We start from the raw sequence: 21,699 nt of genomic DNA on the forward strand, positions 1-21,699 counted from the left end.
ACCGCATCCGCTCGACGCCAGAGCCCTGGCCGCCCTCGCCGCCAACCCCGGCTGCAAGCGGCGGGCCCTGCTGGACGGCGCCGGGGTCGACAAGGGCGTGCTGGCCACCGCGCTCGGCTCACCCGCCCCCTTCGGGCAGTCCCAGTTCGCCTTCATGCGGGGCAACGCCTTCGAGGCGAAGGTCAAGGCCGACGGCGGCGCGGAGCTGCTGCGTCTGCTGTACGAGCGTTTGGGCGGCTCCTCCCCCGCTCCCGGCCCGGACGTCGCCACGCCCGATCTGAGCGCAGCCGGTCCTGAGGGCCGGGCCGCACGGACCGCGCTCGCCCTGCGGGAGGCCACGGCGGCGGGTGGCTGGGCGCTGCTGGACCATCCGATGCTGGCCCTGGAGGTGGCGGGCTCCCCCGCCTATCTGGAGCCGGACGCGGTGGTCGTGCACCCCGACGGCCGGTGGACGGTCGTCGAGATCAAGTCGTTTCCCATGATCGACGCCTCCGCCGACGCGTCGAAGGTCGGCGCCGCCGCCCGGCAGGCCGCGGTGTACGTGCTGGCGCTGGAGCGGGTCGCGGCGGTCACGGAGGGTGCCGAGGTCGGGCAGCGGGTGCTGCTGGTCTGCCCCAAGGACTTCTCGAACCTGCCGACCGCCTCCGTCGTGGACGTACGCAAGCAGCGCGCGGTGACCCGGCGGCAGCTGACCCGGCTGACCCGGATCGAGGACATCGCGGCGGAGCTGCCGGAGGGGACGACGTTCGACCCGGCGTGCCCGTCGGATGAGCTGGACGCGGCCGTGGCGGCGGTGCCCCCGGCGTACGCCCCGGAGTGCCTGGCCGCCTGCGAGCTGGCCTTCCACTGCCGGGCGAAGTCCCGGGCCGAGGGGGCGGTGGAGACGCTGGGCCGGAGTGTGCGCGGTGAGCTGGGCGGGCTGACGACGGTGGCCGGGGTGCTGGCCGCCGCCGCGGGCAAGGAGGGCGATCCCGCCCGACGGTCGCGGCGCTGCGCCGGGCCGCCGCGCTGCGGGCCGAGGCCCTGGAGAGCGCCGCCCACCTGCGGGCCGGGGCGCGGGAAGCCGCCTCGGCCGCGGGCGCCGGGGCGCGGGAAGCCGTCGCCGTCGCGAGCGCCGGGGCGTCGGACGGTCCGGAAGGTGCGGCCGCATGTCGCTGATCACCACCCTGGCCCGGCTGGAGGCCGTCGACACCGGCCGCGCCCAGCCGCTCGCGACCGTACGCCACCGTCATCTGACCGACCGGCCGCTGGTGCTGGTCCCGTTGACCACCGCCGGTGAGGCCGGGGCCCCGCTCGGGGCGCTGGTCGGCACGGACCGGGAGGCGCCCCGGCTGCTGGCCGTCGCCCAGCCGCGCGACCGGGACCTGCGGTTCGCGTTCCTGGCCGAGCTGGCGGAGGCGGTCCTGCCGCACATCGAGGCGTACGCGGACGTCGTCGAGCCCGCCGAGCGCAACGAGACCGATCCGGCGACCGGCAGGAAGACCAAGGTCGAGGTCGAGCTGTGCACGGACGCGGGCCAGCTGATCGTGCCGAGCCGGGCGGGCGTCGAGTTCGTGCGGCTGCTGGGCCGGTCCATGCGGTTCCGCCGTACCGCCGAGGACGATCCGGACACCCCGTATCCGGCCCCGGCCCGGGTGCCGCTGCTCGGCCGCTGGCTAACGCACTACGGGGAGCGGGCCCGGGTGCCCGGCTCCTCGCTCCTGCTGGCCGCCACCGATCTGCTGAACCGGCACTGGGCGACCGGGCAGAGCAGCCTGGAGGACCAGCATCTGGGCGCGCTGCTGTCCTGGATCGACCCGCCGGCCGGTTCCACGGGGGCCGAGGCGGCGCTGCGGGCGGAGCTGGCCCGGGACGGGGAGGGCCAACTGCTCTGCCCGCCGGCCGGTCCGGCGACCGATCCGGACTTCGACAATCGGCTCCTCGCCCCGGCGATCGAGCGGTACGACCGGGCGCGCACCGCGCTCGCGTCCGCCGAGGACGGACTGGCGGCGGATGCCCGCCTGGGTGAGCTGAGCGGCGCCGAGCGGGAGATCCGTTCGCTGCTGGCGCGGGTCATGCTGCCGACCTGGGACGCGGTCTGGCGCGGTCTCGACCTGCTGCGGGAGCTGCCGGAGGGGTCCCGGGCCGAGGACCGCTGGACCCGGGACCGCTGGTCGTTCACCGCGCACCGCGACCGGGTGCGCTCGGGCGAGCCGCCGCAGCCGCGCCGCGACGACGCGGTGACGGCGGCACAGAAGCTGGCCTCCCGGGAGACCGCCCAGGCCCAATTGGAGGCGCAGGAGGCTCTGGACGATCCGCTGGTGCTGGCGGGGCGGCGGCTCGCGGGCGAGGCGTTCGTCGCGACGGTGACGGACGTGGAGATGACGTACACGGAGTCGAAGCGGCCCTCGCCGCGCCCGCTGGTCACCGTCCGCACGGACGAGCGGCCGCATCTGGGCGAGCGGACGAAGGTCTACCGCTCGCTGGAGGGCAAGCCGCAGACGGCGGAGTTCGTGCGGTACGTCTCCGAGGACACCCCGGGCGACGACGCGGCCCCGGCCGATGCGAACGGGTCGACGGTCGACGGCGGCGGAGTCCCGGCCGACGGCGACGTCCTGCTGGTGCTGCGGGTCCTGGACCGGATGGGCCGGGGCAAGGAGCCCGCGCCCGGGTCGGTGCCGGAGGCCGGGGAGCGGATCGCCTGGACCTTGTTCGAGCACGACCAGCGCGGCGGGCCGAAGCTGCCGGACCCGGAGGAGACGCCCTGGACCCACGGCGGGCCGCCGGGCGCGGATGCCGCGACGCGTGCGGAGCAACCCGACCCCGTGACCCCGGAGGACCTGCTGTGACCACTGCCATCCGGGAGGACCTTCCGTGAGCACCGTCTTCGATCCGGGCGCGGCGGCGGCCCGTGCGACCGGCGCGATCCTCGACGACACCCTGCACGGCAGCAGCCGGGGCGTCGTCGTGGACTCGCCCCCGGGCGCGGGCAAGTCGACGCTGGTGGTCCGGGCGGCCCTGGAGCTGGCCGCCGCCGGGCACCCGCTGATGGTGATCGCGCAGACGAACGCCCAGGTCGACGATCTGGTCGTACGGCTCGCGGAGAAGGACCCGGAGCTGCCGGTGGGGCGGCTGCACAGCAGCGACTCCGACCCGTACGACAAGGTCCTCGACGGCCTCGCCAACGTCACCAAGTCCGCGAAGGCCGCCGATCTGGCCGGGCTGGACGTGGTGATCTCGACGGCCGCCAAGTGGGCGCACGTGAAGAACGTGGAGCCGTGGGGGCACGCGATCGTCGACGAGGCGTACCAGATGCGTTCGGACGCGCTGCTGGCCGTGGCCGGGCTGTTCGAGCGGGCGCTGTTCGTCGGGGACCCGGGCCAGCTGGACCCGTTCTCGATCGTGGGCGCGGACCAGTGGGCGGGGCTGAGCTACGACCCCTCGGCGAGCGCGGTGTCCACGCTGCTCGCGCACAATCCGGAGCTGCCGCAGCACCGGCTGCCGGTCTCCTGGCGGCTCCCGGCGTCGGCGGCCCCGCTGGTGTCGGACGCGTTCTACCCGTACACGCCGTTCCGCAGCGGTACGGGCCACGGGGACCGGAAGCTCTCGTTCGGGGTGGCGTCGGACGGGTCGGGGCCGGACCGGGTGCTGGACGAGGCGGCGGAGTCCGGGTGGGGGCTGCTGGAGCTGCCCGCCCGGCACACTCCGCGTACGGACCCCGAGGCGGTACGGGCGGTGGCCCTGGTGGTCCGGCGGCTGCTGGACCGGGGTGGCGTCGCCACCAGCGAGCGGGCCGAGGAGCCGGTGCCGGTGACGGCGGACCGGGTGGCGGTCGGCACGGCCCACCGGGACCAGGCGGCCGCGGTGCGGGCGGCGCTCGCGGAGCTGGGCGTCACGGGGGTCGCGGTCGACACGGCGAACCGGCTCCAGGGCCGCGAGTTCGACGTCACGGTGGTCCTGCACCCCCTGTCGGGCCGCCCCGACGCCACGGCCTTCCACCTGGAGACGGGCCGCCTGTGCGTGCTGGCGTCCCGGCACCGGCACGCCTGCGTCGTGGTGTGCCGGGAAGGGGTGACGGACCTGCTGGACGAGCACCCGTCCACGGAGCCGGTCCAGCTGGGCGTCACGGTGAAGTTCCCCGACGGCTGGGAGGCCAACCACGCGGTGCTGGCCCACCTCGCGGAGCACCGGGTGCGCTGGAGACCGTAGAACCGGTGAAGGTGTCCGGCCCCGCGAAGCTCAGGCCCTGGGGCCCCCTTGCGTGGGGTTGGACAATGGAGGGTGGCCGTCCTGGCCGTGCGAGGGAGGAACAGCACATGACAGAGTCCGAGCGGAACGAACGGCAGCGGCTGCGCCCCGCGCCGCTGCTCTTCGAGCCGTCTCAGGCCACGGCGGACCCGGAGCACTTCTTCGACCTGGAGTCGCTGGAGGACCCCCGTGAGCTGCTGGCCCGGGCGACCGAGCTGACGCAGGCCTTCCGGGCGGCGACGGACCGCTCGGTGGAGTTCCAGGCGATGGCGGCGGCGCAGCTCGCCGACCCGCGCCGGTTCGACCGGCTGACCGCGGCGGACGTCGCGGAGCGCGCGGAGTGGACCGAGGACTACGCGAAGAAGATGATCGAGTTCGGCCGCTCCCTGCTGGACTCCCCGAGAGCCTGACGCGCTGGGCGGGCCCGGAGCCTGCGGTACGGGGACGGGCCCCGGAGGCTGCCGGACGGGACGGGCCCCAGAGGCTGCCGGACGGGACGGACCCGGAGGCTGCCGGACGGCATAGGCCCGGGAGCCCGTGGGCCTGCGGGGGCCATGGGGCCGATGTGACCCGTGAGGCGGCCGGGGCAGGTGCTGTGCCGTCAGGCCGGGGGTCAGGTCCCGTGGCATATTCCGGCGCGCAAGATACCCCTCCCCCTCCTCGCCTGTCCCGGTTTCCGGCAACTCTCGGAATCAGTTCCGTCACTCCCGGTAGACCTTGCTCCATGAGCGCATGGCTGAAAGACACAACGACCCAGCAGGCCGGTGCCGCCGTCGCGCACCACGGCGTCGACATCTTCGCCCTGCTGCGGGACCAGTCCGGATCGCAGGCCGCCCAGGTCACGGCGGCCGGCGCCGCCTGGCTGGCCGGGGCGACGCCCTACCCGCGCAGCACGCTCGCCCAGTGGGAGGAGCGCCCCACCGCCCCCGGGGTGCTGCCCTGCGGTTCCGCTTTCGACGTGGTGAACGTACCGGCGCTGTTCGGGCGGCGGATGCTGGAGCGGCTCTGGGCCGAGGGCCCCGGCTCCGGTCCGGTCGCCACGCACCGGGGCCGGATGCTGCTGTTCGCGGCCCCCGGCACGGCCCAGCGGCTGCCCTCGCTGCTCGCCTGGGAGGAGTGGGGAACCGCCGGTTCCGGGGAGCCCGGAGGCTCCGGGGAGGCGCGCGGTCCGGTGCCGCCACTGCTCTGCCACGGCACCGGGGACGCCGTGACCGTACCGCCGCTGACCTGCGCTTCGTCGGACGGCGGACCGCGCTGGGTGGTCGCCCCCGACACCCGTAACCCCTGGCTGCCGGGCCCCGATGTGCTGCTCTGGGCGTGTGTGCGGGTGAGCCGGTCCGCCACCTCGCGGGCTGCCGCACCGTCGATTTTTCCTCGGACGGATCCGGGTGCTAATGTCTACGACGTCACCAGGCGCCGTTAGCTCAGTTGGTTAGAGCAGCTGACTCTTAATCAGCGGGTCCGGGGTTCGAGTCCCTGACGGCGCACAGACGGAAGAAGCCCCTCGCGAAAGCGGGGGGCTTCTTCGCGTGCGGCGCCGGTGCGACGCCGGCAAAAGGGCTTCAGACTCCGGCGGTGATCCGGACCGTCCAGGAGCCGGACGGGGTGCGGTCGGCGACCTCGACGCGGGTGTCGGCGCCCGGGACGGTGAAGGTCTCGCCGACCCGGAGCGGGGCGTCGGCCAGTGGCGGGTAGACCGAGCGGTCCCAGCAGGCCCCGGTCTCCGGATGGGTGTCGACGACCTCGACGGGCCCGCCGCCGGAGGCCGTCTCGCTGCGGACGCGGTAGATCAGGATGCCCTCGGCGCAGGTGTCCCGGTCGTTGCCGGTGGCACTGCGGGCCTCGATGGCCAGGGCGCTGTCGGAGCCCGTACGGACGACGGCGAGCCGGGTCCCGATCGAGCCGCCGGGCACCGGGGCGGCGGCGACCGGTTCCAGGGTGAGGTCGGCCGAGCCCTGGACGCAGACGACCTGCCGGCCGCCGAGCCAGCCGAGCTTCCACTTGTGCCAGCCGAACAGGTCGGGGGCGAGGCCGAACTGGCTGCCCATGACGTCCCAGTCGCCGACGTACGTGTCCCAGTCACCCTTGCCGTCGGTGGGCCGGTGGTAGAGGTCGGCGAGGTCGAAGACGTGCCCGGTCTCGTGGGCGAGGACGTTGCGGTCGGGCGGGTGCTGCTCGAAGACCGTGACGACGCGCCGGATGTCGCTGCCGTCGGCCCGCAGGGGCCGGTCGAAGTTGACGACCTTCGTGGCGTCGGAGTCCACGCCGGGGGCGTCCGGGTCGGCCACCAGATAGACGACGTCGTACCGGGAGAAGTCCACCTCCGGGTCGGCGGCGGCGATGGCGTCCCGCAGATAGGCGGTGCGCCGCTCGGCGTTCCAGTCCCGCTCTATGGCGTACCAGGTGGAGTCGCGCGGCATCTGCGTCCAGGTCCGCTGCGGATGCGGGCGCAGGGTGAACCGGCCGTAGCTGGCGCGCTCGAAGAAGCGGGTGGTGGCCGGGAAGTGGTCGGCGGTGAGCACCTCGGGGGTGAGCACGGGCTCGGAGTCCGGGAAGGACAGGAAGATCATGACCGCGTCGAGGCCCCGGTCGGGGCGCGGGTAGGCCGCGTTCCAGGTGTTCAGGCCGAGCGAGTGGTGGGCCGCCGTCCGGGGCAGCGCGCAGGGGGCGGCGTCCCCCGTGGCGGCCGCGGCGGGGCCCGCGACGAGGGACGTGGCGGCGAGCGCCAGGAGGGAGGTGGCGGCGGCGGCCAGAGTGCGCAGGGGCGGCCGCTGGTCTCCCCCGGGTCCGCGACGGCACGGCACATCGACCTCCGGGTGGGAAAACACGGTCCATCCCGTCCACCCTGTGCCGCTTCACCACGCCACGCCCTGTTGTGCTGCCCCACACGGGTCAGCGGTCAAAATCGCCGCCCACACCTTCACGGAACGTCACCATCAGTCAGTCCAGCCGTCCGATGCAACAGATCCGCGCAGAAATGACCAGGACCGGGCAAAGCGGAACGGCTGCTCCCGCTCACTTCCGGCCGCGCGCGGTGGCCCGGACCGGACGGCGAGCTGGAACGGCCGACGCGCCACCCTCTATGCTTCACCACGCTTTCCCGCGTGGAACGGGCCCCTTCACGGGACCACCACCCGGTGGCCAGTCCGACCCCACCAGTTCACAACGACCTTCACAGCGGGAGCGAGCGGTGAGCGGAACCTCCGAAGGGCCCAGCGCCTCGGCAGGCACGGCCCCGGGCGCGCCCGCCGTGCCGGTCACGGAGCGTCATACGACGGCCCCGGGCAGGAACGGTCCCACCCGGACCGGTCCCACCCGGGCCGATTCCGCCCGGACCGGTCCCGCCGGGGGCGACGCCGGTTCCATCGCCGCCGAGCTGCGCGACTACCGGGCCGCGTTCAACGCCGCCACGCTCCCCATGGGCGTCGTCGACGGCCGGGGCCATGTCGTGCGGGCCAACGACGCGCTCGGCGGGCTGCTGGGCACCCCGGCGGCGGTCCTCACCGGGCGGCAGGCGTGCGAACTGCTCGACCTCGCCACCGACGACCGCACCTGGCACGCGTACCGCGAGGTCCTGCTCGGCCGCCGCTCCCGGTTCCGCTGCACGCGCCGTCTCAAGCACCCCGACGGGCGCTCCCTGTGGGCCGAGATCACCGTCGTACCGATGACGGGGGCCTCGGCGGCGGAGTCCGCCCGGGTGCTGCTGACGGTCGCGGACGTCAGCGACCGGCGCGAGCTCCAGGAGCGGCTGCGCCACCTCCAGATGCACGACCCGGTGACCCGGCTGCCCAACCGGACGCTGTTCTTCGAGCGCCTGGCCTCGGCCCTGGAGACCCCGCCGTACCAGGACGACTCCCTGCCGTCCCGGCAGCACGACCGGATCGGCCTCTGCTACCTCGACCTGGACGGCTTCAAGGCGATCAACGACACCCTCGGCCACCGCACCGGGGACCGGCTGCTGGCCGCCGTCGCCGCGCGGCTCACCGACTGCGCCGAGAACGACGCCTCCCGCAACGCCGGAGGCAGCCGGCTGGTGGCGCGCCTGGGCGGCGACGAGTTCGCGATCCTGGTCGAGGACTCGGCCGGCACGCAGGAGCTGACCGACCTGGCCCGCTCGGTCCTCGCCGCGCTCCAGCAGCCGTTCGACCTGGCGGGCCAGCGACTCTCGGTCTCCGCGTCGATCGGCGTGGTCGAGCGGACCGCCGCGGGCACCTCGCCCACCGGTCTGATGCAGGCCGCCGACACCACGCTGTACTGGGCGAAGGCCGACGGCCGGGCCCGCTGGACGCTGTTCGACCCCGAGCGCAACGCCCACCGCATGACCCGGCAGTCCCTCTCCTCCACGCTCCGGCCCGCCGTGGAGCGCGGCGAGTTCACGCTGGAGTACCAGCCGCTGGTCGGAATGGCCGACGGGGTGCTGCGCGGGGTCGAGGCGCTGGTGCGCTGGAACCATCCGCAGTTCGGCGTGCTCCCGCCGAATCGGTTCGTCCAGATCGCCGAGGAGGACGGTTCGATCGTCCAGCTCGGCCGGTGGGTGCTGCGCACCGCGTGCCGGCAGGCGCGGCACTGGCAGCTGGACCACCCGGACGAGCCGCCGCTGTTCATCAGCGTCAACGTCGCCGTACGGCAGGTCTGGGACTCCGACCTGGTGGCCGATGTGGCGCAGATCCTGGCGGAGACGGAGCTCGCCCCCGGGCTGCTCCAGCTGGAGCTGACCGAGTCGGCGGTGATGGGCTCCGGGGGCCGCCCGCTGCGGGCGCTCCAGGCGCTGAGCGACATGGGCGTACGGATCGCCATCGACGATTTCGGGACGGGGTATTCGAACCTCGCCTACCTCAGCCGGCTGCCCGTCTCCGTACTGAAGCTGGACGGGGCGTTCGTGAAGGGCTTCCGGTACGAGGACGGTACGCATCCGAGCCCGGCCGACGAAACGATCGTGGAGGCCATGGTGCAGCTGGCGCACCGCCTGGGCCTGACCGTCACCGCGGAGTGCGTGGAGACGGCCGGGCAGGCGGAGCGGCTGCGGCGGATCGGCTGCGACACGGGGCAGGGGTGGCTGTACTCGCGGGCGGTGGCGCCGGAGCAGATCGCCGGGCTGATCGGGTCCCGGCCGCTGGAGGGCTGACGCCTCGGGGCGGTGCGGGACCCGCCCGCGCCTCGGGGCGGCCGGGACCGCCACCGCGCCCCGGCCGGCCGACGGCACAGGTCCTACGAGGCCTTCGGCAGCCCGTACGCGTCCGCGATCAGCTCATAGCTGCGCAGCCGCGCGTCCCCGCCGTGCGCGTTGGCGGTGATCATCAGCTCGTCGGCGCCAGTGCGCTTGGCCAGGTCGTCCAGGCCGGTGCGGACCTCGTCGGCGGTGCCGTGGACGACGTTGGAGAGCCAGCCGTCGACGAACTCCCGCTCCATCGGGGAGAAGTCGTACGCCTCCGCCTCCTCCGGGCTCGGGATCAGCCCGGGGCGGCCGGTGCGCAGCCGGACCATGGACAGGGCCCCGGTCAGCACCTGCCGGCGGGCCTCGCGCTCGTCGTCGGCGGCCAGCGCCGAGACCCCGATCAGGGCGTACGGGGCGTCCAGCACGGCGGAGGGCCGGAAGGACTCGCGGTAGAGGTCGAGCGCCGGGATGGTGTTCTGCGCCGAGAAGTGGTGGGCGAAGGCGAACGGCAGCCCCAGCGTCCCGGCCAGCCGCGCGCTGAAGCCGGAGGAGCCCAGCAGCCAGACGGGCGGCCGGTGCGCGGACTGCACCCCGCCGGGGGATGTCGCCTGGACCGGGCCCGGTACGGCGTGGATCCGGCCGTACGGATGCCCGTCCGGGAAGTCGTCGTCCAGGAAGCGGATCAGCTCCATGAGCTGCTGCGGGAAATCATCGGCGCCCTCGTTGAGCCGGTCGCTGCGGCGCAGGGCCGCCGCCGTCGCGCCGTCCGTGCCGGGGGCCCGGCCGAGGCCGAGGTCGATCCGGCCCGGGGCCATCGCCTCCAGGGTGCCGAACTGCTCGGCGATCACCAGCGGGGCGTGGTTGGGCAGCATCACCCCGCCGGAGCCGAGGCGGATGCGCTCGGTGTGGGCGGCGATGTGCGCGAGGATCACGGCCGGGGAGGACGAGGCGACCCCGGGCATGGAGTGGTGCTCGGCGACCCAGTAGCGGTGGAAGCCTCGGCTCTCGGTGAGCTTCGCGATCTCCACGCTCGTGCGCAGGGCCTGGGTCGCGGTGCGGCCCTGCCCCACGGTGACCAGGTCGAGGACGGACAGCGGAACGGTGGCCGTTCCGGCTGCGGCGCCCCGGATCCCGTCGCCGTCGGCCGCCCGGCCGCTCCCGTCGCCGCTGGTCTCGTCGCGTCGGATGTCGTCCACGTGTCGGCCTCTCCCGGTGCTGCGCTCGTCCGTACGTCTGCGTATCGGACGAGTACAACAGGAGGTCGACTCCGCTTTATTCCCGACGGGCGGGCTCGCGCGGCACGTTCCCGACGGGCGCGGGCTCGCCCCGGCGCGTTACTCCCGTACCTCGATGCCCTTCGGCTCCAGCTGCCGCAGCACCGGCTCACGGGTGGCGAACAGGGTGCCGAGCGTGGGCGCCCAGGTCCGGCGGTCGGTGAGGCGCAGCCCCTCCCAGACGGTGACCTGGTTGGCGGTGAGCACGGGCTTGCCGAGCAGTTCCTCCAGCTCGGGGATGTACGCGGTGGTGTGCAGGGAGGTGTCCGGGACCAGCATCACCTCGGCGTCCGGGTGGTCCGCCTCCCGCACCAGCCGCTTCACCTCGTCCGGCCCCCAGGATCCGGCCTCGGCCGATGAACCGGCCCCGCCGGACGCGGCGGCCACCACCTCGATGCCCGCCGACGCCAGGAATTCGGCGAAGAGCCCGGTGACGTCGTCCGGGTAGGGCGCGGCGACGGCGACCCGGCGGGCGCCCAGCTCCCGTACCGCGTGGCCGAAGCCGATGGAGGTGCTGGAGGCGGGCAGTCCGGCCGCGCGGGCGAGCGTGGCGATCTGCTCGTGGGCGCCCTCCCAGCCCTGCCCGAAGCTGCCGCCGCTGGAGGCCCAGATCAGCGCTTCGGCCCCGGCGAGACGCAGCTCCTCGATGCCCTCGGCGATCCGGTCGGGGTCGCCCTGTTCGCGCAGCGCTTCGGCGCGGTAGACGTCCTCGCCGGTCTCGGTGGAGAACAGGGGTAGCCGGATGTCGGTGTCGAGCAGGATCTCGGTCCGTGGGAAGTCGTCCTCGGCGGCGTGGCCCGGGTAGAGAAGTCCTACGGTCGTCATGTCCACCCTTTCCTGTACGTCGACGGCTCGCCGCGCGGCAGGCGGGTCCTTCGGCGGCCGTGACCGCGCGACCGGTCACTCTTGCCCCGACTTGTTCCCAGTATTCCCCCGGGCGGCCGCCGGGGCGCGCGGCCGGGCGTCGTTGACGCGGCGCTGACCTGCTGCGAGCGTGGGCGGTCGATCTTGTCCGTTCGTCTTGTCCGTTCCGTCGCGGAGGGCCGACCACCCATGCCGGATCCCGTCCTGCTCGTCCTCGACGCCGAACCCTCCCCGCGGCTCGGCCGGCTGACCGGTCGGGTGGACGTGCGGTACGCGGACGCCACCACGCTCGCCGAGCGGCTGCCGGCCGCCGATGTGCTGCTGGTGTGGGACTTCGCGTCGGACGCCGTACGGGAGGCCTGGCCGGGTCCGGGGCGGCGGCCGCGCTGGGTGCACACGGCGAGCGCGGGCGTGGACCGGCTGCTCTGCCCGGAGCTGGCCGCCTCCGACACGGTGCTCACCAACGCGCGGGGCATCTTCGAGCGGCCGATCGCGGAGTACGTGGCGGGGCTGGTGCTGGCGATGGCCAAGGACCTCCCCGGCACCCTCGCCCTCCAGCGGGAGCGGCGCTGGCAGCACCGCGAGGGGCAGCAGGTCGCCGGTTCCCGGGCGGTGGTCGTGGGCGCGGGCCCCATCGGCCGGGAGATCACCCGGCTGCTGCACGGCCTCGGGGTCACGGTGGCCCTGGTGGGCCGGACCGCCCGGCGCACCATCCACGGGGCGGCGGATCTGGACCGGCTGGCGGCGCGGGCGGACTGGGTGATCGCGGCGGCCCCGCTGACCGACGCGACGCGCGGGATGTTCGACTCCCGCTTCTTCGGGCTGCTCCAGCCGTCGGCGCGCTTCATCAACGTGGGGCGCGGCGCGAGTGTGGTGCAGGACGACCTGGTGGACGCGTTGAACCGCCACTGGTTCGCGGGCGCGGCGCTCGATGTGTTCGCGGACGAACCGCTGGGCGCGGACAGCCCGTTGTGGGACGTACCGGGGCTGCTGATCTCGCCGCATCTGAGCGGGGACACGGTGGGGTGGCGCGACCGGCTGGGCGAGCAGTTCGTCGCGCTGTACGAACGCTGGGCGCGGGGCGAGCCGTTGCCCAACGTGGTCGACAAGGAACGCGGTTACGTCCCCTCCCCGGACCTCGACGCGGTCGACGAGGCCCCCGCCCTCGACGAACTCGGCAACGGGCTCAGCGGGTGAGCGGCGCGGCGCGTACGACGAACGCCTCGATGGCCTCCCTCGCCCGGGCATCCAGCGCCTCGTGCTCGTCCTGCTCCCGGGCGGTCGAGACGTCCCGCGTGCACCGGTAGGCCTCTTCCGCCGCGCCGACCACCTCCGGGTCGTCGGTGAGCAGTTTGACCCGGTAGAGCACCTGCCGGGCGGCGGTACGCAGGCGGTGGGCCTCGTCGCGCGCCTCGGTGTACGCCTCGGAGACCTGGCTCTGCCGCCCGCGGTACCAGCGGCCCGCCTGCCCGTGCCGGTACTCCTCCGCCGCGGCGGCGAACGCGCTGTAGGTGGCCGTGCGTTCCTGCCGGAGCGCCTCCGACCGGGAGAACCTCTCCGTGCGCGCGGCGGTGAGGCGTTGGAAGAGGTGCGTGACCACGGCCCCCAGGAGCGTGCCCCCGACCGCCACGACGCTTGTCCATATGGCAATCATGGCGCCAGCTGATCACAGAAACGGCTGACGTGGAGCCATGAATCGTCCGCGACAGGGGGACACGCCCCGCGCACCTCCGGTCGCGCTCGGCTCCTCTCCGGGCACGGGAAGGTCACCTTCCGGCCACTGTTGGGTTACAGGCCTCCGGTTACCCGCATAGACGTACGGGATCGGGCAGGCGCTCCCCCTGTCCGGACTGTTCGACCTCCAGGAGATTGCGAACCATGGCTGAATTCCCGAACCTGTCCCGCCGGGGTTTCCTCAACGGATCGGCGGCCGTGGGCGGCCTCCTCGTCGTGCCCGGCCTCCTCACCGCGTGCAGCAAGACCGACTCCGGCTCCGCGACCGGCGAGGGCGCCCTGGAGAAGCTCCGCAAGCAGGGCTTCGTACGGGTGGCGTACGCCAACGAGGCCCCGTACGGCTACCTGGAGGGCAAGGAGCTCAAGGGCGAGGCCCCGACGCTGCACCGGGAGATCTTCCAGGCCCTCGGGGTGGACGAGCTGAAGCCGACGCTCTCCGAGTGGGACGGGCTGATTCCGGGGCTCCAGGCCGGGAAGTACGACGTGGTCAGCGCGGGCATGGCCATCACCCCGGAGCGCTGCGGCAACGCGATCTTCTCCGAGCCGGAGTTCATCTCGCCGACCGCGCTGATGGTGAGGAAGGGCAACCCGAAGAAGCTCACCGACCTGGAGTCCGCGAAGGAGGCGGGGGTCACCATCGGCGTGATGTCCGGTGCGGTCGAGGGCAGTTACGCCAAGGGCGCGGGCATCCCCGAGGGCAAGATCAAGACGCTCCAGAAGCCGCAGGACGGGGCGGACGCGGTCAAGGGCGGCCGGATCGACGCGTTCCTGCTCACCGGTATCTCGCTGCGCTGGCTGGCGAAGACCAACCCGGACACCGAGGTCACCGAGGCGTTCCTGCCGAAGGTGGACGGCAAGGAGCAGTTCTCGCCGGGCGGCGCGGTGTTCCGCAAGGGCAACGAGGACCTGCGGGACTCCTTCAACCGCGAGCTGAAGAAGATCGTCTCCGACCGCTCGCGCTATGTGCAGCTGCTGGAGCCGTACGGGTTCGGGGAGACGGAGATCCCGCCGGCGGACCTGAGGACGGCGGACCTGTGCAAGGGCTGACGGGGCGGGCGGGCACGCATGAGTGACTTCTTCTCCCTCCTCGTCGAGGAGCTCCCCCGCGTCCGGTCCGGTCTGTGGGTGACGCTCCAGGCCACGGTCCTGGGCGCGCTGCTGGCCGGAGTGCTGGCGTTCGCGCTCGGGCTGACGGCGGGCAGCAGGCTGCTCCTGGCCCGCGGGTTCTCCCGGGTGGTCGTGGAGTTCTTCCGGGGCACGTCCCTGTACGTCCAGCTGTTCTGGCTCTACTACGCGATGCCGCTGCTGACCGGCTACGAACTGGAGCCGCTGATCTGCGGGGTGGTCGCGTTCGGCCTCAACTTCGGTGCGTACGGCGCCGAAGTGGTGCGGGGTGCCGTCAACTCCGTACCGCGCGGGCAGTACGAGGCGGCGATCGCCCTCAACCTGAGCCCGACCAGGCGGCTGTGGAAGGTGATCCTGCCGCAGGCGTGGGTGCAGATGATCCCGAGCTTCACCAATCTGCTGATCCAGCTGCTGAAGGCGACCCCGCTGCTGTGGCTGATCTCGGCCGCCGATCTGATGACGGTGGTGCAGCAGCTGCGCGACCGTACCGGTGAGACGGTGACCGCCTATCTGACCCTGCTGGCCGCCTACTTCGTGCTGGCGTACGCCCTGACGATGCTGATGAACCTGCTGGAGCGGAGCGCCAAGCGGCGGCTCGGCCTGGACACCGGCGCGAAGAGCCTGTTCAAGAGCCGTAGCGCGGCCACGACCGCTGTGGGAGGTACCCGGTGAACGGCTTCGACTGGAACGCCGTCAGGGAGTCCCTGCCCGCCCTGCTCAACGGGTTCAGGATCACGCTCCTCGCCACCGTGCTGGGCACCCTGGTGGCGGCCGTGCTGGGTCTCGCCGTCGCGGTGGCCGGGCGCGCGCCCAGCAGGTTCGTGACCGTCCCGGTGCGCGCCGTCACGGAGTTCGTCCGCTCCACCCCGCTGCTGGTCCAACTGGTCGGCGCGGCCGCCCTGTTCAACACGGTGGAGCCGCTGTACATCGGCATCGCGGTGCTGGGGATCCACTACGCCGCGTACACCTCCGAGGTCTACCGGGCCGGGATCGACGGCGTACCGAAGGGGCAGTGGGAGGCGTGCCGCGCGCTGTCGCTGTCGCCCCGGCGCACCTGGCAGGCCGTGATCCTGCCGCAGGCGGTGCGCAATGTGCTGCCCGCGCTCGGGAACTACGCGATCTCGATGTTCAAGGAGACGCCGTTCCTCGCCGTGATCACGGTGCAGGAGATGGTCTTCGAGGCCCGGAAGTACGGGGCCGAACACTTCGCGTACACCGAGGTGTTCACCCTCGCCGGCCTGATCTTCCTGGTCGCGAGCTACCCCACGTCGCTGTTGATGAGAAAGCTGGAGAAGCGCCTTGGCCACTGAACCCCTTCCCCTGAAAAAGACGGAGTCGCCGGGGCCGGCCGCAGCTCCCGAGGACGCCGTTCCGGCCGCGGACCGCGCGGGTGAGCCGCTGGTGCGGTTCGACAAGGTGGTGAAGCGCTACGGCGACCATGTGGTCCTGGACGAGCTGGACTTCACCGTGGACCGCGGCGAGCACGTCACCCTGATCGGGCCCAGCGGCTCGGGCAAGACCACGATCCTGCGGCTGCTGATGACGCTGGAGAAGGTCAGCGGCGGGGTGATCTGGGTCGACGGCTCCCCGCTGACCCATGTCCGCACCCCGGACGGTTCGCTGAAGCCCGCGGGCGAGAAGCAGCTGCGCGAGTCCCGGAAGAAGATCGGGATGGTCTTCCAGCAGTTCAACCTCTTCCCGAACATGAAGGTGATCGAGAACATCACCGAGGCCCCGGTCAGCGTGCTCGGCAAGAGCCGCGAGGAGGCGGAGACCCGGGCCCGGGAGCTGCTGGACCTGGTCGGGCTCTCGGCGAAGGTCGACGCCCACCCCTCCCAGCTCTCCGGCGGCCAGCAGCAGCGGGTCGCGATCGCGCGGGCGCTGGCCATGGAGCCGGAGATCCTGCTCCTGGACGAGGTGACCTCCGCGCTCGACCCGGAGCTGGTGGCGGGCGTGCTGGAGCTGCTGGAGGACATCGCCCGCAACACCGACATCACCATGCTCTGCGTGACCCACGAGATGAACTTCGCCCGGGACGTCTCGGAGAAGGTCCTGATGTTCGACGCGGGACGGGTCGTGGAGTCCGGATCCCCGGAGAAAATCTTCTCCGACCCGTCACACGAACGTACGCGCGAGTTCCTCAACGCGGTGCTGTGACCTCGCGGTTGATACGCCGCCCATGACGGTGGCATATGCCAGACGGGTGCGCCCCAGATGACAGCTCCGGGGCGCCCCTACTGACTCGTCAACTGCCGCCCCGCCGGGGCCTTCCGGCGGCTATCGTGGGGCGAAAGCTTGCGGTCACAACCTGGTAGGGGGACACCGTGGCGTTGAAGCCCGAGCCGACGGCGCCGTTCCATTCGGTGCAGTACGCCCTGCGCGTGCTCGAATCGGTCTCCAAGCACGGCACCGGTGTGACCGATGCCCAGATCTCCCGCGAGACGGGGCTGCCGACCGGCCACCTCGCCTCCCTTCTGCTCACGCTGCGCCGCGAGGGGTATGTGGAGCAGGTCAGCGACGGCGCGTACGTCATCGGCGCGTCCCTTCTGCTGCTCGGCTCCGGGGCGGCCCGCCGCCGGGCCCTGGAGGACCGCCTCCAGCTCACCCTGGGCGAGCTGCGCGACTCCATCGGCGCGGCCGTCTACCTCAGCCGGTATGTGGACGGCGAGGTCAGTGTGACCCAGGTCGCGGACGGCCCGCTCACGCCCGCGGTCAACGAGTGGGTGGACTTCCGCTCCTCGGCGCACGCCAGCGCGGTCGGCAAGTGCCTGCTGGCCCAGCTCGACCACGACGGGCGGCGCGACCACATCTCCCGGCACCGGACGGCCCGGCTCACCTCGCGGACGATCACCGACGAGAAGATCCTCTTCTCCCAGCTGGACGCCCAGTCCGCCACGGTCCCGGTGCTGGATCTCCAGGAGTACGCGGTGGGCACCGTCTGCGCCGCCGTCCCCCTGACGGCGGGCTCCGCCGCGGGCTGCCTCGCCCTGTCCCTGCCGGTCGAGGACGCGCACCGGCTGCGGTCGGCGGCCGAGACACTGAGCCGCCGGGCGGCGCCGGTGCTGCTGTCGCTGGCGCTGTAGCGGCCGAAGGGGCTCCGTACGGGGTGGTCATCAGCACCCCTCGGGACCAGGTATTATTTTCGAGTCAGCAGGCGCCGTTAGCTCAGTTGGTTAGAGCAGCTGACTCTTAATCAGCGGGTCCGGGGTTCGAGTCCCTGACGGCGCACGACACGGGGTGGCGGTCTTCTTCGCGAAGGCCGCCACTTCGCTTTTCCGGGAATGGATCACAGCGTCCTCCCCTGCCGCTCGTACTGTTCCAGCAGGGCCGCGAGCCCCTCGGCGTCCAGAGGTACGTAGACGCCGTCGCCGTCCCGGTCCCACCAGACCGGGTCCGGGCAGCGGAAGCCCTCCCGGCGCAGGGCCACCCGGTGGATCTTGTTGGTCGCGGTGACCGGCATCCGGTCGAGGATCCGGACGAACCGGGGCGCCATCTTCGTCCCCAGGTCCGGCTGGACGCGCAGGAACGCGGTGAAGGCCACCGGGTCGAAGGCCGCGCCCGCCCGGAGCGCGAGGGCGGCCATCACCTGGTCGCCGGTGACCGGGTCCGGGACCGCGAAGACGGCGGCGGCCGCCGCCTCCTCCCAGCGGGCCAGGATGTTCTCGATCGTCGCGGCGGCCAGGTTCTCGCTGTCGACCCGGAGCCGGTCGTCGGTGCGGCCCGCGAAGTAGAGGAAGCCCTCGGCGTCCCGGTAGAAGAGGTCCCCGGTCCAGTACCAGCCGCCCCGGGCCCGTTCCGCGTCCGCCGCCGGATTGCGCCAGTAGCCCTCGAAGGGCGTCGGGCCCCGGTTGACCAGCTCGCCGATGGCCTCGTCGCCGTTGAGCAGCCGGCCGCCCGGGCCGAACCGGGCCGGGGGCCGTTCCTCGCCGCTCTCCGGGTCGACGACGGCGAGATCGTCCCCGGGGGCGGCCCGGCCGATCGCGCCCTGCGGAGTGCCCGGGGTGTGCTGGATCGCCGCGCCGCCCTCGGAGGAGCCGTACCCCTCCACCAGCCGCACCCCGAACCGCTCCCGGAACCGGGCCGCGTCCACCGCACCCGCCTCGGTGCCGAAGCCCAGGCGCAGCGGGTGGTCCCGGTCGTCGGGGCGCTCGGGGGTGGCCAGCAGATACTGCACGGCGCGGCCCACGTAGGTGAAGTACGTCGCCCCGTAGCCGCGTACGTCGTCGAGGAAGGCGGAGGCGGAGAAGCGGGGGCGGAGCGCTATCGCGGCCCCGGCGGCGAGGGCGGGGGCCCAGTCGGCGAGGACGGCGTTGCCGTGGAACATCGGCATGCAGATGTAGTGGGTGTCGGAGGGCCGTACGCCGAAGTGCCCGGCGAGGGAGGCGCCCGCTCCGGCGAGCCGGCCCTGGGTGCAGATCGCGGCCTTGGGCGCGCCGGTGGAGCCGGAGGTGAAGTAGAGGAGCATGCGGCTGTCGGGGCCGACCGGGGCGAGCACGGCGTCGCCGGGGCGTGCGCCCGCGTACGGGGCGAGCAGGGCAGCGTACGCCTCGGTGTCGGTAGCCAGGACCCGTACGCCCGGGAGTTCCAGGTCCGCGAGGAGCGGCAGGTGGGCGCGCTCGGTGATCAGGAGCGGGGCTTCGGTGTGCAGGATGTCGCGGGCCAGCTCGGGGCCGCGCCGGGTCGGGTTGATCCCCGCGACGGCGGCCCCGGCCAGGGCCGCCGCGCTGAGCCACAGCGGGAACTCAGGGGTGTTGTCGAGCAGTACGCCGAGGTGCGGTTCGCCGCCGCGCGGCAGCAGATCCGCGAGGAGCGCCGCCCGTGCGGCGGCGCCCTCGACCACCTGGTGATGAGTGAGCACGGTGGGGCCGTGCTTCAGGGCGGGCCGGTGGTCACCCCATTGACGTCGTACGAGCTCCGCGACGGTGCCGGTACTCCTCATGGCGCCGCACGATAACTGATGATGCGTCAGAACTTAACGTCGGAGCAGGCGTAGAACGCGTTGGTGGTGTCCGCGACGTTCCACACGGCGAGGATGATGTGCTTGCCGCTCTTCTGGGTGGGGATCGTGCCCTGGTGGGTCAGCGTGGCCGGCGGCTGCTGGTTCCCGTAGGGCACGGTCATGAAGGGCTGCGATTCGAGCGCGGCCCGGGTGAGCGGCTTGGTGGAGTCCCAGCCGTCCTTGGTGATGTAGTAGCGGAAGTCGCTGGTGGAGTGGCGGGCGGTGAACTGCCAACGGAAGTTGTAGCCCTGTCCGCCGGTGACCTGGGTGGCGGGCCAGTTGCCGCCGCGCGGGTCGTCGAGCTGGGCGAACTGTCCGTTGCCGCCGGAGCAGATCTGGCCGTCCGCCGGTCCTGCCGCCGGGAAGCCCTTGGGGCCCTCGACGCTCTGCGGCTCCCACTGGATGTTGCCGCAGTTGGTCACCGTGCCGTTGGCACAGAGCTTCTGACGGCTGATCGGGGAGTCCGTGTAGCCGTGGCCGCTGGCGCTGGTGGTCGCGAGCACCGAAACGCCCGCTATCGCCAGGCCGATCACGGCCGCGCTTGCCTTTTTCCGCATGGGCTGTCGCTCCTCTAGAACGTGGGGGAGGTTCCATGAGCATTGCTCGACTGCTGCGCGCTTGGTACGGAGTGCTGTGCGTGACGCGGATGCTGCGGTCTAGACCAAGTCTTAGATTATTGACGCGGCGTGAACATGTCCAGACCAATGAGCGTCCGATTCCGGCGGCACTCCGGGTCGCCCCGCAACCTCCTCGGAACCTCCCCCGGGGCCTCAGGCCCCGTCCCCTCCCCCGCTGCGGCCGGTGTAGAAGGCCACCGTCAAGTCCTTGACGAGCGCCTTGCGTTCGTAGTCGTCGAGCTCGACGATGCCGCGTGTGGTGAGCCGGTTGACGGTGTCGTCGACCGCGTCCACCACGGAGGTGAGCACGCTGTCGCGGTGCTTGGAGTCGATCGCGGCGATCCGGCGGCGCTGCATGGCGGCGGCGACCTCGGGGGCGTACTCGATGCCGGTCGGCTGCGCGGAGTACACCTCGACGCCGACCGGTTCGCAGTCCGCCTTCAGCATCCGGGTCAGCGCGTCGCCGACGGCCTCCGCGTCGCGCAGGGTCGGGGCGTCCTCGTGGAACGCGTCGGCGGGCAGCTGCGAGAGGACCCGGGCCATCGCGGCCTCGACCTGGGCGCTCAGATACGCCTCGTGGTCCTCGATGCCGAGGACGGCCCGGACGGTGTCCTTGATCCGCCACACCACGAGGACGACCACGCGCAGGGCGGTGCCGTTCGCGTCGACGGCGGGCAGCGGTTCGCTGCGCCAGTGCCGCAGCCGTACGTCGACGCGGCGGCGCAGCAGGAGGGGCGAGACCCAGACGAGGCCGGTGCGGCGGACGCTGCCCCGGTAGTCGCCGAACAGCGTCAGCACCCAGGCGTAGCCGACCCGGCCGCGGCCGAGGCCGCCGAGCGCGAGGAGCACTGCCGTGGCGAGGAGGGCGAGCGCGGCCCAGGCGGCGACGCCGATGCCGAGGTCGGGGCGGGGGGTGAGGCCGACGGCGCTCTGCCAGCCGGCGGGGAGCGCGCCGCGCCACCACAGGACGGCCAGCGCGCCCGCGGTTCCGGCGGCGCCGGCGAGGAGGGCGGCGTACCCGGACAGGGCGGGCCCGGGCCGTTCCGCGAGGCGGGGGTCGGCGACCGGGGCGGGCCGGGGGGAGGGCCGCACCCTCGTCTGCGGCGAACGCGGCACGGGGGGCCGGGTGGCGGGGGCGCGGTCCCCGCCGGGACGGTGGACGACGGCCCCCGGCCCGGGCAGCGCCGCCGCGCCGTCGGCCGGCTCCTGGTCGTCCCGGAAGAGGAGGTGTACGGGGATGGAGGCGGTGGTCTCGTTGGCGATGACGGAGTGACGGCGGCCGGGATTGGCGGACGTGGTGGTGGTCACGGTCGCCGCGGTGGCCGGTGCGGTGGCCGGTGCCGGCACGGAGAAGGTGGCGGAGGCGGCGCGGTCGCCGGGGGCCAGGTCGAGGACGAGGTCCAGCTCGGTATCGGGCCCGAGGTCGGCCGCCTTGCCGGGGACGTCCCGGGCTTCCCGCTTCGAGCTTTCCGGCTCGGCCCCGTAGGAGGGATGCGGGGTCCACTCCGCCGAGGGTTCCGTCCTCAAACGCCGGACGGGCTTGAGATGCAGGTTCCCGTCGAGGGGGGCGGGGCCCCCGGCGGCGGGGCGGGCGGGACCACGGCCGTCGGCGGACGGGCGGGCGGAGGCGGGACCGGCCGCGGACGGGCGGTCGGGGGCGAGGCTCGGGCCGTCAGCGGCGGGACGGGCGGGGGCGGGACCGGC

At 73.2% G+C, this 21,699-nt stretch carries 18 protein-coding genes, 2 tRNA genes and 1 pseudogene; 14 read left to right on the forward strand and 7 right to left on the reverse strand.

What is annotated here, in order from left to right:
• Positions 1-97 precede the first annotated feature (97 nt).
• The 6 genes and pseudogenes from A3Q37_RS26770 (at position 98) to A3Q37_RS26795 (ending at position 5,714) form a co-directional block, all read left to right on the forward strand.
• Positions 98-1,158 (forward strand): annotated as a pseudogene (locus A3Q37_RS26770) (hypothetical protein).
• Complete coding sequence (locus A3Q37_RS26775; RefSeq protein ID WP_065488184.1) at positions 1,149-2,828, forward strand: hypothetical protein; 1,680 nt, start codon at positions 1,149-1,151, stop codon at positions 2,826-2,828. Before A3Q37_RS26770 ends, A3Q37_RS26775 begins: the two are co-directional and overlap by 10 nt.
• Before the next feature lie 25 nt (positions 2,829-2,853).
• Entirely contained in the window at positions 2,854-4,188 is a 1,335-nt protein-coding gene (locus A3Q37_RS26780) for an AAA domain-containing protein (protein ID WP_065488185.1), read from the forward strand.
• A 107-nt stretch (positions 4,189-4,295) separates the two neighbouring features.
• Positions 4,296-4,637 (forward strand): hypothetical protein, encoded by a 342-nt coding sequence (locus A3Q37_RS26785; protein ID WP_010062808.1) that lies wholly within the window; start codon positions 4,296-4,298, stop codon positions 4,635-4,637.
• A 314-nt stretch (positions 4,638-4,951) separates the two neighbouring features.
• On the forward strand, positions 4,952-5,650 hold the full coding sequence (locus A3Q37_RS26790) for a bifunctional DNA primase/polymerase (protein ID WP_065488186.1): 699 nt from the start codon (positions 4,952-4,954) through the stop codon (positions 5,648-5,650).
• A tRNA-Lys gene (locus A3Q37_RS26795) sits at positions 5,641-5,714 on the forward strand. Before A3Q37_RS26790 ends, A3Q37_RS26795 begins: the two co-directional genes overlap by 10 nt.
• A 75-nt stretch (positions 5,715-5,789) precedes the next feature.
• On the opposite strand, the gene A3Q37_RS26800 is transcribed toward A3Q37_RS26795, so the two are convergent.
• Positions 5,790-7,031, reverse strand: coding sequence for a M6 family metalloprotease domain-containing protein (locus A3Q37_RS26800; RefSeq protein ID WP_065488187.1), 1,242 nt, complete (start codon positions 7,029-7,031; stop codon positions 5,790-5,792).
• 386 nt (positions 7,032-7,417) lie between these two features.
• Here A3Q37_RS26800 and A3Q37_RS26805 point away from each other — a divergent pair, with 386 nt between their 5' ends.
• Positions 7,418-9,352, forward strand: a complete 1,935-nt coding sequence (locus A3Q37_RS26805; RefSeq protein WP_065488188.1) for a bifunctional diguanylate cyclase/phosphodiesterase — start codon at positions 7,418-7,420, stop codon at positions 9,350-9,352.
• An 83-nt stretch (positions 9,353-9,435) separates the two neighbouring features.
• On the opposite strand, the gene A3Q37_RS26810 is transcribed toward A3Q37_RS26805, so the two are convergent.
• Both A3Q37_RS26810 and A3Q37_RS26815 read right to left on the reverse strand, forming a co-directional pair.
• Positions 9,436-10,578, reverse strand: coding sequence for an LLM class flavin-dependent oxidoreductase (locus A3Q37_RS26810; RefSeq protein ID WP_065488189.1), 1,143 nt, complete (start codon positions 10,576-10,578; stop codon positions 9,436-9,438).
• A gap of 138 nt (positions 10,579-10,716) precedes the next feature.
• The gene (locus tag A3Q37_RS26815) at positions 10,717-11,481 is read right to left on the reverse strand and encodes a decarboxylase (RefSeq protein ID WP_065488190.1); all 765 of its coding nucleotides are present in this window, start codon (positions 11,479-11,481) and stop codon (positions 10,717-10,719) included.
• Between the two features lie 228 nt (positions 11,482-11,709).
• Between A3Q37_RS26815 and A3Q37_RS26820 the strand changes: the two genes are divergently transcribed.
• A complete protein-coding gene (locus tag A3Q37_RS26820; protein ID WP_065488191.1) occupies positions 11,710-12,717 on the forward strand; it encodes a D-2-hydroxyacid dehydrogenase in 1,008 nt (335 codons plus the stop codon).
• Here the strand turns inward: A3Q37_RS26820 and A3Q37_RS26825 are convergent.
• Positions 12,707-13,174 (reverse strand): hypothetical protein, encoded by a 468-nt coding sequence (locus tag A3Q37_RS26825; protein WP_065488192.1) that lies wholly within the window; start codon positions 13,172-13,174, stop codon positions 12,707-12,709. The genes A3Q37_RS26820 and A3Q37_RS26825 overlap by 11 nt on opposite strands.
• 224 nt (positions 13,175-13,398) lie before the next feature.
• On the opposite strand from A3Q37_RS26825, the gene ehuB reads away from it, so the two are divergent.
• The 6 genes from ehuB to A3Q37_RS26855 all read left to right on the forward strand — a co-directional run bounded on the left by ehuB (position 13,399) and on the right by A3Q37_RS26855 (position 17,607).
• Positions 13,399-14,301, forward strand: coding sequence for an ectoine/hydroxyectoine ABC transporter substrate-binding protein EhuB (ehuB, locus tag A3Q37_RS26830; protein ID WP_065488193.1), 903 nt, complete (start codon positions 13,399-13,401; stop codon positions 14,299-14,301).
• Positions 14,302-14,319: 18 nt separating this feature from the next.
• Complete coding sequence (gene ehuC / locus A3Q37_RS26835; protein ID WP_065488194.1) at positions 14,320-15,051, forward strand: ectoine/hydroxyectoine ABC transporter permease subunit EhuC; 732 nt, start codon at positions 14,320-14,322, stop codon at positions 15,049-15,051.
• Positions 15,048-15,689 (forward strand): ectoine/hydroxyectoine ABC transporter permease subunit EhuD, encoded by a 642-nt coding sequence (gene ehuD / locus A3Q37_RS26840; RefSeq protein WP_065488195.1) that lies wholly within the window; start codon positions 15,048-15,050, stop codon positions 15,687-15,689. Before ehuC ends, ehuD begins: the two co-directional genes overlap by 4 nt.
• Positions 15,679-16,536 carry an ectoine/hydroxyectoine ABC transporter ATP-binding protein EhuA gene (gene ehuA, locus A3Q37_RS26845; protein ID WP_065488196.1) on the forward strand — a complete coding sequence of 286 codons (858 nt, stop codon included), beginning with the start codon at positions 15,679-15,681 and terminating at the stop codon, positions 16,534-16,536. Before ehuD ends, ehuA begins: the two co-directional genes overlap by 11 nt.
• 167 nt (positions 16,537-16,703) lie before the next feature.
• The gene (locus tag A3Q37_RS26850) at positions 16,704-17,462 is read left to right on the forward strand and encodes an IclR family transcriptional regulator (protein WP_065488197.1); all 759 of its coding nucleotides are present in this window, start codon (positions 16,704-16,706) and stop codon (positions 17,460-17,462) included.
• Positions 17,463-17,533: 71 nt separating this feature from the next.
• Positions 17,534-17,607: transfer RNA gene (locus tag A3Q37_RS26855), tRNA-Lys, on the forward strand.
• A gap of 58 nt (positions 17,608-17,665) precedes the next feature.
• On the opposite strand, the gene A3Q37_RS26860 is transcribed toward A3Q37_RS26855, so the two are convergent.
• The 3 genes from A3Q37_RS26860 to A3Q37_RS26870 form a co-directional block, all read right to left on the reverse strand.
• Positions 17,666-19,318, reverse strand: coding sequence for an AMP-binding protein (locus A3Q37_RS26860; RefSeq protein WP_065488198.1), 1,653 nt, complete (start codon positions 19,316-19,318; stop codon positions 17,666-17,668).
• 26 nt (positions 19,319-19,344) lie between these two features.
• The gene (locus A3Q37_RS26865) at positions 19,345-19,935 is read right to left on the reverse strand and encodes a lytic polysaccharide monooxygenase (protein ID WP_065488199.1); all 591 of its coding nucleotides are present in this window, start codon (positions 19,933-19,935) and stop codon (positions 19,345-19,347) included.
• Between the two features lie 213 nt (positions 19,936-20,148).
• On the reverse strand, positions 20,149-21,699 hold a 1,551-nt coding region (locus A3Q37_RS26870), incomplete at its 5' end, for an SPFH domain-containing protein (RefSeq protein ID WP_255311958.1).

It is taken from the genome of Streptomyces sp. PTY087I2 (genome assembly GCF_001687325.1).
Taxonomy (GTDB): domain Bacteria; phylum Actinomycetota; class Actinomycetes; order Streptomycetales; family Streptomycetaceae; genus Streptomyces.